This window comes from Rathayibacter sp. Leaf185 (genome assembly GCF_001423885.1).
Classification (GTDB): Bacteria; Actinomycetota; Actinomycetes; order Actinomycetales; family Microbacteriaceae; genus Rathayibacter.
This window is the reverse complement of the sequence record NZ_LMPP01000003.1, coordinates 174399-187222: the sequence shown is the minus strand read 5'-3', so window position 1 is coordinate 187222 and position 12824 is coordinate 174399. Positions and strand designations below refer to the sequence as shown.

Here is a 12824-nt window from a genome sequence, read left to right as displayed (position 1 = left end):
TTCCCGGCGAGCGCTCTGATGCGCGTCCTCGGGATCGATCCGGGGCTCACCCGCTGCGGAGTCGGCATCGTCGACGTCGGCCGCGACCGTCGGGCGACGCTCGTGCACGTCAGCGTGCTGCGGACTCCCACCGACGACCCGCTGGAGCGCCGCCTCCTCGCTCTCGGCGACGGCATCGAGGCTCTGCTCGACGAGCACAGGCCCGACGCCGTCGCCATCGAGCGCGTCTTCGCGCAGAACAACGTGCGCACCGTGATGGGCATCGCCCAGATCAGCGGAGTCGCGCTCGTCGCCGCCGCCCGCCGGTCCCTCCCGGTCGGCATGCACACCCCGAGCGAGGTGAAGGCCGCGGTCACCGGCTACGGGGCGGCCGACAAGCGGCAGGTCACCGCGATGATCCAGCGCGTGCTCCGCCTCGACGCGCCGCCCACGCCGGCGGATGCGGCCGACGCCCTGGCCCTGGCCGTGTGCCACGCCTGGCGCGCGCCCCTCGCCTCCCCGGACGGCACCGGTGACGAGACTCCGGCTCAGCGTGCGTGGCGCGCCGCGGAGGCCTCCACTCGAACGCCTGTTCGAGCACCTAGACTGACGCGGTGATCTCCTCCCTCCGCGGCACCGTCCTCTCCGCCCGCGGGAGTCTCGCCGTCGTCGACGTCCACGGCGTCGGCTACGCGGTCAACGTGACCCCGCAGCACGCGCTCGAGATGCGCGTCGGAGACGAGACGACCGTCACCACGACGCTCGTCGTCCGCGAGGACTCGCTCACCCTCTACGGCTTCCCCGACGCCGAGCAGCTCGAGATCTTCGAGCTGCTGATCGGAGTCACGGGCGTCGGCCCCAAGTCGGCTCTCGGCGTCCTCGGCGCCATCGAGCCCGATCGCATCGCGCAGGCCGTCGCCGACGAGGACGACGCCGTGTTCCGCAAGGTGACCGGCATCGGCCCCAAGACCGCGAAGCTCATCGTCCTGAGTCTCGCGGGCAAGCTCGCCGCCCGCCCCCGTGCCGCCCGCGGCTCCGGACCCGGGGCCACCGCCGCGCAGAGCGTGCTCTCGGCCCTCGTCGGCCTCGGCTGGCCCGAGCGGATCGCGGCCGAGGTCGTCGACGAGATCCTGCTCGATGCGCAGGCGTCCGACGCGGCGTCCGTGCAGGCCCTCCTCCGCCTCGCCCTCGCGCGCCTCGGCCCGGCGGCGCGCTCGTGAGCGACGACGTGCTCGGCCCCGAGGTCGCCTCCGAGGCCGAGATCGCGTTCGAGGGGGCGCTGCGGCCCAGGAGCCTCAGCGAGTTCGTCGGGCAGCGCAAGGTCCGCGGGCAGCTCGAGCTGCTGCTCAAGGCCGCCGCCATGCAGGGTCGCACCCCCGATCACATCCTGCTCGCGGGGCCTCCCGGGCTCGGCAAGACCACGCTGGCGATGATCGTGGCCGAGGAGAGCTCGTCGCCGCTGCGCCTCTCGAGCGGCCCTGCCATCCAGCACGCCGGCGACCTCGCGGCGGTGCTGTCCTCGCTCCTGCCCGGTGAGATCCTCTTCATCGACGAGATCCACCGCATGGCGCGTGCCGCGGAGGAGATGCTCTACCTCGCGATGGAGGACTTCCGCATCGACATCATGGTCGGCAAGGGCGCCGGAGCGACCTCCGTCCCGCTCGATCTCGCCCCCTTCACCCTGGTCGGCGCCACGACCCGCTCGGGTCTGCTCCCCAATCCGCTGCGCGACCGCTTCGGATTCACGGCCCACCTCGAGTTCTACGCCGAGGACGAGCTCCGGCAGGTCCTCACCCGGGCCGCCCGCCTGCTCGACCTCGACATCGACGGCGAAGCGGTCGCCGAGATCGCGGGCCGCTGCCGGGGGACTCCCCGGATCGCCAACCGGCTCCTGCGCCGCGTCCGCGACTTCGCCCTCGTGCACGGCGGCCGCGCCGACGTGACCGCCGTCCGCGCCGCCCTCGAGCTCTACGACGTCGATGCGCTCGGTCTCGACCGTCTCGACCGCGCGGTGATGGACATCGTCCTGACCCGCTTCGACGGCGGCCCGGTCGGCCTCAACACGCTCGCCGTCTCGGTGGGGGAGGAGGCGGACACCGTCGAATCCGTCGTCGAGCCGTTCCTCGTCCGGATAGGGCTGCTCACCCGCACTCCGCGGGGCCGGGTCGCGACCCCCGCGGCCTGGCGGCACTTCGGCCTCGACCCTCGCGGAGTCCCGTCGGCGGGGCCCCAGCAGTCGCTCTTCGGAGATGACCTATAATCTTCAAGGCCCGACGGGCCGCTCGATCCACTCACGACCGGCGCTGACGCCGAGGATCGCCACCCACTCCGGAAGGCACACCCATGGATCCGACGATCATTCTGCTCGTCCTGCTTCTCGCCGTGATGATCATCTTCATGTTCCGCAACAACAAGAAGCGCCAGCGCGATGCGGAGAAGATGAAGAGCGGACTCGTCCCCGGGGCCGAGCTGATGACCGGCTCCGGTCTGTTCGGCACCGTCGTCTCGATCGACGAGGACGAGAACAAGATCATCATCGAGTCGACCCCCGGCACGCTCCTGACGATCCACCGTCAGGCGATCGCGCGGATCATCGACCCGACCGAGAACGAGACCGCCGTCGCCGACGAGGACGAGGTCGAGCCGGTCGTCGCGGCCGAGTCTCCCGCCTTCGGCGAGCGGGACGCCGCGCACCAGTCCGACCCGCTGGTCGACCCCCTCGACCGCGACCGCAAGCCGGACGCGCAGTAGTCTCCAGGGCGGGCCGGGCGCGAGAGCGCCTCGCCCGCCCTTCCACGTCCGGGGCGCATCCCCGACCGATCATCGTCGAACGAAGAGAAAGCTGAGCCCTGGGTGGCCGCATCAACCCCCGTCCGGAAGGCCCGGCGCTCACTGAGCTGGCTCGGTGTCCTGGTCCTCGCGCTCGTCGGGCTCAACACCGCCGCCGTCCTCTGGGGCGGTGGCTCCTGGACTCCGAAGCTCGCGCTCGACCTCGAGGGCGGCACGCAGATCGTCCTCCAGCCGCAGCTGACCGACGGCGACACCGTCTCGTCCGAGCAGCTGACCCAGGCCGTCTCGATCATCCGCCAGCGCATCGACGCGTCCGGCGTCTCCGAGGCCGAGATCACCACGCAGGGCTCGAGCAACATCGTCGTCTCGATCCCGGGCACGCCCGACGACGAGACGCTGCAGCGCATCGAGGCCTCGGCGAAGCTCGACTTCCGCCCCGTGCTGGTGGCCAGCCAGGCCACGAACACCGCCGTCGGAGGCGACTCGACCGCCTCCCCGACGCCGACTCCCGTCGACCCGTCGCTCGCGACCACGCCCACCGCGTCGCCGACGAGCGCGAGCGACCTCGCCTACATCACACCGGCGCTCGAGGCGCAGTACACCTCGTTCGACTGCGCGTTCCTGAACGACCAGGACCCGAACCTCGCGCCGGGCGATCAGCCCCTGATCACCTGTGACGACACCGGCACGGTGAAGTACATCCTCGGCCCGGTCGAGATCACCGGCGAGGACATCTCGGACGCCTCGAACGGCCTGATGACCACCTCCTCCGGAGCCAGCACCGGCACCTGGGCCGTCAACCTCTCGTTCGACGACCAGGGCACCCAGGCGTTCGGCGATGTCACCTCCCGCCTCATCACGCTGCAGGGTGCGCAGAACCAGTTCGCGATCGTCCTCGACGGCCGCGTCATCTCGGCGCCGTCCACCAACGCGGCGATCACCGACGGCAACGCGCAGATCTCGGGCTCGTTCACCCAGGAGTCGTCGAAGACCCTGGCCGACCAGCTCAAGTACGGCGCCCTGCCGATCGGCTTCCAGGTGCAGAGCTCCGACAGCATCTCGGCGACGCTCGGATCCACGCAGCTCGCGAGCGGCCTGCTCGCCGGCCTGATCGGCCTGATCCTGGTCGTCGTCTACTCGATCGCGCAGTACCGCGTACTCGGCGCGGTGACGATCGCCTCGCTGCTGGTGGCGGCGATCGTGACGTACCTCGTGGTCACGATCCTGTCGTGGCGGGAGGGTCTGCGCCTCTCGCTCGCGGGGGTCGCGGGTCTGATCGTCGCGATCGGCATCACGGCCGACTCGTTCATCGTCTACTTCGAGCGCATCCGCGACGAGCTGCGCGACGGCCGAGGGCTCGAGTCGTCGGTGGAGGCCGGCTGGAGGCGCGCACTGCGGACGATCTTCGCGTCCGACATGGTCAACCTCCTCGCGGCGGTCGTGCTCTTCGCCCTCGCGGTCGGCAGCGTCCGCGGCTTCGCGCTCACGCTCGGCATCACGACGCTGATCGACCTCGTGGTCGTGATCCTGTTCACGCACCCGATGCTGCAGCTGCTCGCGACGACGAAGTTCTTCTCCGAGGGGCATCGGGCCTCCGGGCTCGATCCACGAGCGCTCGGCGCGGTGTACCGCGGCCGGGCGGCGTTCCGGCCGCAGGACGCGGTCGTCGCGGGCAAGGGCTCGTCCGCCTCCCGTGAGGCGGCGAAGCGCCAGACCATCGCCGAGCGCAAGGCCGCCGAGGCGGCCGGCCGGTCGACGTCCAACGATGCGAACGGGAAGGACGCGTGATGGCCAGCTTCTCGCAGTTCGGAAACGACCTCTACACCGGCAAGCGCTCCGTCGACTTCGTCGGGCGCCGCCGCACCTGGTACCTGATCTCGATCGTGATCATCCTGCTGACCGTCCTCGGGACGGCGGCACGGGGCGGGTTCAACTTCAGCATCGAGTTCACCGGCGGCTCGGAGTTCACGGTGACGTCGCCGTCGAGCCTCGACCAGACCGCCGCCACCGATGCGGTCACGTCGGTCTCGGCCGACGCCGTCCCGCGCGTCTCGGTCGTCGGCGACGACTCGATCCGCGTGCAGACCAGCCAGCTCTCGACCGACGAGTCGACAGCGGTGCGCAACGCCCTGGCCGAGGCCTACAGCGTCCCGAACGACCAGGTCGCCTCCTCCTTCATCGGAGCGGCGTGGGGCTCGGACGTGACGCAGCAGGCGGTGCGCGGCCTGATCATCTTCGTGGTGCTCGCGGCTCTGGCGATGTGGGCCTACTTCCGCACCTGGAAGATGTCGCTCGCCGCGATCGTCGCCCTGCTGCACGACCTCGTGATCGTGGCCGGCGTCTACGGCATCACCGGCACGGAGGTGTCGCCCGCCGCGGTCATCGGCCTGCTCACGATCCTCGGCTACTCGCTCTACGACACCGTCGTGGTCTTCGACAAGATCCGCGAGAACACTGCGGAGGCGCTCGGCAGCACGACGAAGACGTTCTCCGAGACCGTGAACCTCGCCGAGAACCAGACCCTCGTGCGCTCGATCAACACCTCGATCGTGGCCGCCCTGCCGGTCGCCGCGATCCTCGTGATCGGTGCGTTCGTCCTGGGTGCGGGCACCCTGCGCGACATCTCGCTCGCGCTGCTGATCGGCATCATCGTCGGCACCTACTCCACGATCTTCGTGGCGGCCCCGCTGTACGCGCAGCTGCGCAGCCGTGAGGCCGACATCTCCAAGCACGACAAGCGCGTCGTCTCGGCCCGCGAGCGGGCGGTCACGCCCGTCGTCCAGGGCTCCTAGGAGGCGTGGTGGCCGAGTACGCGCAGGTCTCCGCCGCCGATGCGGTCGGTCTCGTCGAACGCGACGAGGTCTGGCTGCTCGACGTCCGCGAACCGCACGAGTGGGCACTCGGTCACGCGCCGACCGCTCACCACATCCCCATGGGCGAGCTCGGCGGACGCCAGGACGAGCTGCCCGCCGAGGCGCCGATCCTCGTGGTCTGCCACTCGGGGGTCCGCTCCGCGATGGTCGTGCAGGCGCTCGACCGCGCGGGCTACGAGACCGCCAACGTCGAGGCCGGCATGACCGCCTGGGCGGCGGCGGGCGGTGCGGTCGTCGCCGGCGACGGCACCCCCGGCCGGATCGACTGACCCCCGCCCCGTCCGCCCTGGGCGGAGCGGTCATCGCCGCGTTCTGCGCGCGCGATAATGGGGCGATGGAGATGTCCGCGTGAGCGATACCACGACCACGTCCTCGACCGCTGCCCTGCGCAGGCTGGTCCCGCGGATCTTCTCGCGCGCGCAGCCCTCGGGTGCCGTCGACACCCTCGTGCGCACGGTGCGGATGCACCACCCCAAGAGCGACATCGCCCTGATCGAGCGGGCCTACTCGGTCGCAGAGCGGGCGCACTCCGGTCAGAAGCGCCGCAGCGGTGAGCCGTACATCACGCATCCGCTCGCCGTCGCGCAGATCCTCGCCGATCTCGGCATCGGCTCGAAGACGATCGCGGCGGCACTGCTGCACGACACCGTCGAGGACACCGACTACAAGCTCGACGAGCTGCGAGCCGACTTCGGCGACGAGGTCGCGATGCTCGTCGACGGCGTGACCAAGCTCGACAAGGTCAAGTACGGCGACAGCGCGCAGGCCGAGACCGTCCGCAAGATGATCGTGGCGATGTCGAAGGACATCCGGGTACTGATCATCAAGCTGGCCGACCGGCTGCACAACGCCCGCACCTGGGGCTTCGTCCCCGCGGAATCGGCCGCCCGCAAGGCCACCGAGACCCTCGAGATCTACGCGCCGCTCGCGCATCGCCTCGGCATCCAGGCGATCAAGTGGGAGCTCGAGGACCTCTCCTTCGCCGTGCTCTACCCGAAGATCTACAACGAGATCGAGAGCCTGGTGAAGGTCCGGACCCCTCAGCGCGAGGAGTTCGTGCAGAACGTCATCGACCTGATCGGCGAGGATCTCCGGGCCGGCAAGATCCGCGGTCGTGTCGTCGGCCGGCCGAAGCAGTACTACTCGATCTACCAGAAGATGGTGGTGCGAGGGCGTGAATTCGACGAGATCTACGACCTGGTCGGCATCCGCGTGCTCGTCAACTCGGTGCGCGACTGCTACGCGGTGCTCGGCTCGATCCACGCCCGTTGGACGCCGATGCCCGGGCGCTTCAAGGACTACATCGCGACTCCGAAGTTCAACCTCTACCAGTCGCTGCACACGACCGTCGTCGGCCCCAAGGGCCGCGCCGTCGAGATCCAGATCCGCACGAACGAGATGCATCAGCACGCGGAGTTCGGCATCGCGGCGCACTGGAAGTACAAGGAGCAGATGGCCACCGGCAAGGTGCCCACCAACAGCTCGAACGACACCGATCTGGCCTGGCTCGCCCATCTCTCCGACTGGCAGTCCGAGACGACCGACCCGAACGAGTTCCTCGACTCCCTCCGCTTCGAGATCGGAGCGAAGGAGGTCTACGTCTTCACGCCGAAGGGCCGGGTGATCGGCCTGCCGACCGGCGCGACTCCGGTCGACTTCGCCTACGCCGTGCACACCGAAGTGGGCCACCGCACGATGGGCGCGAAGGTCAACGGGCGGCTCGTGCCCCTGGAGTCCTCGCTCACCACCGGCGACGTGGTCGAGGTCTTCACCTCGAAGAACCCCGACTCCGGCCCGAGCCAGGACTGGCTGAACTTCGTCCAGAGTCCCCGAGCGCGCAACAAGATCCGGCAGTGGTTCACCAAGGAGCGCCGCGACGAGGCCATCGAGCAGGGCAAGGACTCGATCGCGCGGGCGATGCGCAAGCAGAACCTGCCGCTGCAGAAGCTGATGAGCCAGGACACCTTCACCGAGGTGGCCAGTCAGCTGCGCTACAACGACGTCGAGGCGCTCTACGCGGCCGTCGGCGAGGGGCACGTCTCGACCCAGTCGGTCCTCGAGAAGGTCGTCGCCTCGATCCAGGGCGATCCGGAGTCGGACGAGAACGAGGTCACCCTCCCGCGCTCTCCCCGCCCCCGCAGCAGGAGCAGCGAGTCGGGTGTGCTCGTCAAGGGCGCCCCCGACATCCTGGTCAAACTCGCCAAGTGCTGCACGCCCGTGCCCGGAGATCAGATCGTCGGCTTCGTCACCCGCGGCGCCGGCGTCTCGGTGCACCAGGCCAACTGCCACAACGTGCAGGAGCTGCTCAAGGAGCCCGAGCGGATCGTCGACGTCGAGTGGGCGCCGTCGTCCAAGAGCATCTTCCTGGTGCAGATCCAGGTCGAGGCGCTGGACCGATCGGGTCTGCTGAGCGACGTCACCCGCGTGCTGTCGGAGCACCACGTCAACATCCTCTCGGCGACCGTCTCGACCTCGAGCGACCGCCTCGCGATCAGCCGTTTCGTCTTCGAGATGGGCGACACGACCCACCTCGACCGCGTGCTGAACGCGGTGCGCCGGATCGACGCGGTCTACGACGTCTACCGGGTCAACGCCGGCTGACATCATCGGGTCGCCGTCGACAGAGCCGCCGTGAGCCTGTCGACGGCGATCCGCCGCCCGGCGATGGCGGGCTCGCCCTCGGGGCGGAGGCGCTCGAGCAGGTCGACGAGCGTGATCCCGGCCACCGCGGCCAGAGCGCGGAGCAGAGAGTCATCGCACGCGCCCCGCGCTCGAGCGAGGTCGACCAGCGTCCGTTCCGGCGTCGTCACGGAGCAGCCGCCGAGGAGCATCACGTCGTCGTCCGCCAGCCGGACCTCGTGGTAGCGGATCCGCGAGAGCACAGGCGGGTGGAGTCGGTGGCGCCGATCGATCGAGGCGCTGTGCACCCGCGGCGGGTCGATCGATGCTCCGTGCACCCAGGCCGCCGAGCAGCGGTCGGCCACGGTCCCTCGGGGGAGGACGGCCAGCAGCGCCGCACCGCGCTCCGCCGGCCCGAGCGGGAGGTCGGCGACGAGGAAGCCCTCGTCCACCGCGATCAGCTCGCCGTCGAGTCGGGCGGCGCAGAGCTCGGAGAGGGGGAGGTGTCCCGGGAGGAGACCGGACCCGGGGAGAAGAACGGAGGGGAGGCGCGTCATCCACTCAGCGTGGACGAGGCGCCTCCCCTCCGGTGAGTCGTCGCCAGATCTGTGGAGAGAGCGGCGCCGGGCTTCGAGGTGGTGGGGACTCAGCCGAGGGCGTCGAGCCAGACCTTGCGGGCGTCGAGCGCCTCCTGGGCCTGCTGGATCGCCGCGCTGTCGCCGCGCTCCTTCGCCTCGTCGAGCTCGTCCTGCAGCTTCTGGATCGCGGCGGTCAGCTGCGAGGCGAGACCCTCCGAGCGCGCCTTGCGCTCGGGGTTGCTGCGGTTCCAGTGATCCTCGTCGAGCTTGCGCACGTGGGCCTCGACCTTGCGGAGGCGGTCCTCGATGGTGCGGACCTGCTCGCGAGGAACCCTTCCGATCGCGTCCCAGCGCTCCTGGATGGAGAGGAGGACGCGCTTGGACTTCTCGCGGTCCTCCTCCTGGAGCAACGGCTCCGCCTCCTCGAGGAGCGCGAGCTTCAGGTCGAGGTTCTCGGTGTACTCGACGCTCTCCTGCGCGACGACCTCGGCCTTGGCGCCGTAGATCGCGTCACCGGCCGCCTTGAACCGCGCCCAGAGCGCGTCGTCGAACCGCTTCCCCGCGCGGCCCGCGACACGCCACTGCTCGAGGAGCGCACGGTACTCGGGGATGGCGTCGGCGCCGCGCGAGACGAGTGCCTCGGCCTGGTCGATGAGGGCCTGCTTGGCCGACTTCGCCTCGCGGTGCGAGGAGTCGAGGTCGGCGAAGAACGCCTTGCGGTTCTGCTCGATGGTGGTGCGGGCTCCGCGGAAGCGGCGCCAGAGATCGTTCGCCTCGTTCTTGGGGAGCCGCGGCCCCTGCTGCTGGTGGTTCTGCCAGCGGGCGAAGAGGTCGTCGATGGCGGCGCTGGCCTGCTTCCACTGCGTCTTGGCCGGGTCGACGGCGGCGAGGGCCTCGGCCTCGGTGACGATGGCCTCCCGATGGGCGAGCGCCTCCGCCAGGGCGGCCTTGGACTCGGCCGCCTGCTGCTCGGTGAGGTCCTCGACCGAGCCGCCGAGCGCGCCGATGCGCGTCTGCAGGGCCTCGAGGTCGCCGACCGCACGGGCGTCCGCGATCGCCGCCGTCAGGGACTGGACGGCGCGGGCGACGTCTCCGGCTGGAGCCCCCCGCTTGGCGCGCTGCTCGAGCAGGGAGACCTGCCCGGCCAGCTCGACGTACTTGCGCTCGTAGTAGGCGAGCGCCTCCTCGGGAGAAGCGTCGGGGTACTGGCCGACCTCGCGCTCCCCGTCGCCGACGCGGACGTAGACCGTCCCGTCGTCACCGACTCGTCCCCACGGCTGCTGGTCACTCATCGCTCGGAGCCTCACCTTGCTGTTCGATGTCGTGCTGTTCGATATCGGACCGGCCCTGTCGCACTCTCCGACGGTGGCCGCCCCGATACTGGGCGTGTCGACAGCGGGGCTGTCGATCACCGACCCGGACCTCGACCGAGTGGACGCGACGGCCGGTGGGCCGGTCACCGCGCTCGGCCGCGAACGGGCAGTGACGATCAGCCTATTGCACTCCCCGCATCCGGGGTTCGGCCCCGGGTCGTCGCTACTGGACCGTGACGGAGGTGATCGCCACGGGCTCGGCCGGAGCGCCGTCGCCGGACCCGTCCGCCGTCCCCTTCGCGACGATGTCGCCGGTGAGCGCGTCGAGCCCCGAGGTGACCTCGCCGATCACGGTGTAGCCGCCTGCGGCGTCGCTCGGCAGCGTGGTGTCCTGGTAGACGATGAAGAACTGGCTGCCCTGGCTGTAGCCGTTGCCCGACTGGCGGGCCATCGCGATGGTGCCGGCCGGGTAGACGCCGTCGGCGGGGGCGTTCTCGACGGGTCCGTAGCTGTAGCCCGGTCCGCCGGTGCCGTCGCCGTTCGGGTCGCCGCACTGCAGCACGAACAGGCCCTCAGTGGTGAGGCGGTGGCACGAGACGCCGTCGTAGAAGCCGGACTGCGTGAGGGAGATGAAGGACGAGACGGCCTGCGGAGCGGCGGCGCCCGCGAGGGTGATGCCGAGCGCGTCGGTGTTCACGGTCATGGTGCCGGTCCAGTCGCGACCCTCCGCGATGTCGCTCGAGGGCACCTCACCGGTGTTCTGGCCGGTCGCGGCGGGCGTCGGGGTCGCGCTCTCGGAGGAGGCCGGCTCCGCCACCGGGGTGCCGGGGCCTCCGGAGAAGTAGAGGAGCTGGGCCACCACCGCGAGGGCGATCACGATCACTCCGGCGACGGCGGCGAGGACGTTGTCCCTCGTCCGCCGCTTCGCGCGGGTCCGGTGGAGGCTCTGGCGGGCCTGGTAGGCCCGGAGCCGGGTGCGCGCCTCGCGGTCGTTCGACTTGCCTTGAGCCACGTGTTCCTCCGCCGTGTCCGATCGCGCCCCAGTCCGGCGCGGCGGTCCGCGCGAGCGCGAACGGCGTAGAGCCTACGAGAGTCGGCTCGGCACCGGCAAAACACGGCGAGGATCCGAGGAGTCGGGCGACGCCGGTCCACTGTCGGAGGCCGTCGTTACGCTGGTCGGCATGACCATGCAGCAGGCAGGACTCCGCTCGGGGGCGACTCCGCTCGCGGTGCGCATGCGCCCGCGCAGCCTCGACGAGGTCGCCGGTCAGCGCCACCTGCTCACTCCCGGCTCGCCCCTCGTCGCCCTGGCGGCCGACCTGACGGGCGAGAGGGGAGCGGTCTCCGTCATCCTCTGGGGGCCGCCCGGCACGGGCAAGACGACGCTCGCGCAGGCCGTCGCCCACTCGAGCGGCCGCCGCTTCGTCGAGCTGTCCGCCGTGACCGCGGGGGTGAAGGACGTCCGGCAGGTGATGGAGGAGGCCCTCTCCACCCGTGATCTGTACGGCACCTCCACCGTCCTCTTCCTCGACGAGATCCACCGCTTCACCAAGGCGCAGCAGGACGCCCTGCTGCCCGGCGTCGAGAACGGCTGGGTCATCCTGATCGCGGCCACCACCGAGAACCCGTCCTTCTCGGTGATCGCGCCGCTCCTCTCACGCTCGCTGCTGCTCACCCTCGAGCCGCTGAGCGACGACGACCTCGGGATCCTCGTCGACCGCGCACTGCACGACGAGCGCGGGCTCCGCGATTCCGTGCGGCTCGCCGACGAGGCGCGCGCGAGCATCGTGCGACTCGCCTCGGGCGACGCCCGCCGGGCGCTGACGGCCCTCGAGGCCGCGGCGACGTCGGCCCGGTCGGAGGCGCGCGAGGCCGACCGCATCGCCCGCGCCGAGGCGGGGAGCGCAGATGCGGACGACGACGACGAGGAGGACGACGAGCCCGTAGCCCGGGAGGAGCCGGAGCTCCCGCTGATCACCACCGAGGTGGTCGCCCGCGCCGTCGACCGCGCTCTGCTGCGCTACGACCGCAACGGGGACGAGCACTACGACGTCATCAGCGCCTTCATCAAGTCGATCCGCGGATCCGACGTCGACGCGGCGCTCCACTACCTGGCGCGGATGATCGAGGCGGGGGAGGACCCGCGCTTCATCGCCCGCCGCATCATCGTCTCGGCGTCCGAGGACATCGGCATGGCCGACCCGCAGGCCCTCGTCGTGGCGATCGCCGCCGCCGACGCGGTGCAGTTCATCGGGATGCCCGAGGGGCGCATCCCCCTCGCGCAGGCCGTGGTGCATCTGGCCACGGCTCCGAAGTCGAACGCCTCCTACTCGGCCATCGACGCGGCGATCGCCGACGTGCGGGCGGGCAAGGCGGGCCGGGTGCCCGCGCACCTCCGCGATGCGCACTACCCGGGCGCGAAGCGGCTCGGCCACGGCAAGGGCTACCGCTACCCGCACGACGCCGAGCTCGGCGTGCTCGAGCAGCAGTACCTCCCCGACTCCCTGCAGGGAGCGCGCTACTACGCGCCGACCGAGCACGGGAACGAGCGCGACGTCTCGGCCCGCCTCGCGAAGCTGCTGCGGATCATCCGCGGCCGAGGGTGACGCCGGACCGAGGGTGACTCCGGACCGAGGGTGACTCCACCGATGCGGGGTGGTAGTCTTGCGAGG

The 12824-nt window shown here is 70.8% G+C and carries 12 protein-coding genes; 9 read left to right on the top strand and 3 right to left on the bottom strand.

Annotated elements, in window-relative coordinates; translation table 11 throughout:
• Positions 1 to 18 precede the first annotated feature (18 nt).
• The 8 genes from ruvC to ASG06_RS13165 all read left to right on the top strand — a co-directional run bounded on the left by ruvC (position 19) and on the right by ASG06_RS13165 (position 8243).
• Positions 19 to 597: a crossover junction endodeoxyribonuclease RuvC gene (gene ruvC, locus ASG06_RS13200; RefSeq protein ID WP_056042956.1), complete on the top strand. Its 579-nt coding sequence runs from the start codon at positions 19 to 21 to the stop codon at positions 595 to 597.
• Positions 594 to 1199 carry a Holliday junction branch migration protein RuvA gene (gene ruvA / locus ASG06_RS13195; protein WP_056042954.1) on the top strand — a complete coding sequence of 202 codons (606 nt, stop codon included), beginning with the start codon at positions 594 to 596 and terminating at the stop codon, positions 1197 to 1199. Before ruvC ends, ruvA begins: the two co-directional genes overlap by 4 nt.
• Entirely contained in the window at positions 1196 to 2239 is a 1044-nt protein-coding gene (gene ruvB, locus ASG06_RS13190; protein ID WP_056042952.1) for a Holliday junction branch migration DNA helicase RuvB, read from the top strand. Before ruvA ends, ruvB begins: the two co-directional genes overlap by 4 nt.
• A gap of 83 nt (positions 2240 to 2322) precedes the next feature.
• On the top strand, positions 2323 to 2730 hold the full coding sequence (yajC, locus tag ASG06_RS13185) for a preprotein translocase subunit YajC (protein ID WP_056042950.1): 408 nt from the start codon (positions 2323 to 2325) through the stop codon (positions 2728 to 2730).
• Positions 2731 to 2832: 102 nt separating this feature from the next.
• Complete coding sequence (gene secD / locus ASG06_RS13180; RefSeq protein WP_056042949.1) at positions 2833 to 4557, top strand: protein translocase subunit SecD; 1725 nt, start codon at positions 2833 to 2835, stop codon at positions 4555 to 4557.
• The gene (secF, locus tag ASG06_RS13175; protein WP_056042947.1) at positions 4557 to 5561 is read left to right on the top strand and encodes a protein translocase subunit SecF; all 1005 of its coding nucleotides are present in this window, start codon (positions 4557 to 4559) and stop codon (positions 5559 to 5561) included. The genes secD and secF overlap by 1 nt, the downstream gene beginning before the upstream one ends.
• Before the next feature lie 5 nt (positions 5562 to 5566).
• Positions 5567 to 5911, top strand: a complete 345-nt coding sequence (locus ASG06_RS13170) for a rhodanese-like domain-containing protein (RefSeq protein ID WP_231727729.1) — start codon at positions 5567 to 5569, stop codon at positions 5909 to 5911.
• 79 nt (positions 5912 to 5990) lie between these two features.
• Positions 5991 to 8243, top strand: a complete 2253-nt coding sequence (locus ASG06_RS13165) for a RelA/SpoT family protein (protein WP_056042944.1) — start codon at positions 5991 to 5993, stop codon at positions 8241 to 8243.
• Between the two features lie 2 nt (positions 8244 to 8245).
• Here the strand turns inward: ASG06_RS13165 and ASG06_RS13160 are convergent, their stop codons facing one another.
• From ASG06_RS13160 to ASG06_RS13150, 3 genes are all read right to left on the bottom strand, one after another.
• Positions 8246 to 8818: a type IV toxin-antitoxin system AbiEi family antitoxin gene (locus tag ASG06_RS13160; RefSeq protein WP_056042942.1), complete on the bottom strand. Its 573-nt coding sequence runs from the start codon at positions 8816 to 8818 to the stop codon at positions 8246 to 8248.
• A gap of 89 nt (positions 8819 to 8907) precedes the next feature.
• Positions 8908 to 10131 carry a DUF349 domain-containing protein gene (locus ASG06_RS13155; RefSeq protein ID WP_056042940.1) on the bottom strand — a complete coding sequence of 408 codons (1224 nt, stop codon included), beginning with the start codon at positions 10129 to 10131 and terminating at the stop codon, positions 8908 to 8910.
• Positions 10132 to 10375: 244 nt separating this feature from the next.
• Entirely contained in the window at positions 10376 to 11164 is a 789-nt protein-coding gene (locus ASG06_RS13150; protein WP_056042938.1) for a peptidylprolyl isomerase, read from the bottom strand.
• Between the two features lie 169 nt (positions 11165 to 11333).
• On the opposite strand from ASG06_RS13150, the gene ASG06_RS13145 reads away from it, so the two are divergent.
• Positions 11334 to 12758: a replication-associated recombination protein A gene (locus ASG06_RS13145; RefSeq protein WP_082499224.1), complete on the top strand. Its 1425-nt coding sequence runs from the start codon at positions 11334 to 11336 to the stop codon at positions 12756 to 12758.
• Positions 12759 to 12824: the final 66 nt, after the last annotated feature.

Coding starts and splice junctions, on each gene's coding strand:
- ruvC (WP_056042956.1), top strand. CDS start 19: ATGCGCGTCCTCGGGATCGATCCGGGGCTCACCCGCTGCGGAGTCGGC.
- yajC (WP_056042950.1), top strand. CDS start 2,323: ATGGATCCGACGATCATTCTGCTCGTCCTGCTTCTCGCCGTGATGATC.
- secF (WP_056042947.1), top strand. CDS start 4,557: ATGGCCAGCTTCTCGCAGTTCGGAAACGACCTCTACACCGGCAAGCGC.
- ASG06_RS13160 (WP_056042942.1), bottom strand. CDS start 8,818: ATGACGCGCCTCCCCTCCGTTCTTCTCCCCGGGTCCGGTCTCCTCCCG.
- ASG06_RS13155 (WP_056042940.1), bottom strand. CDS start 10,131: ATGAGTGACCAGCAGCCGTGGGGACGAGTCGGTGACGACGGGACGGTC.
- ASG06_RS13145 (WP_082499224.1), top strand. CDS start 11,334: ATGACCATGCAGCAGGCAGGACTCCGCTCGGGGGCGACTCCGCTCGCG.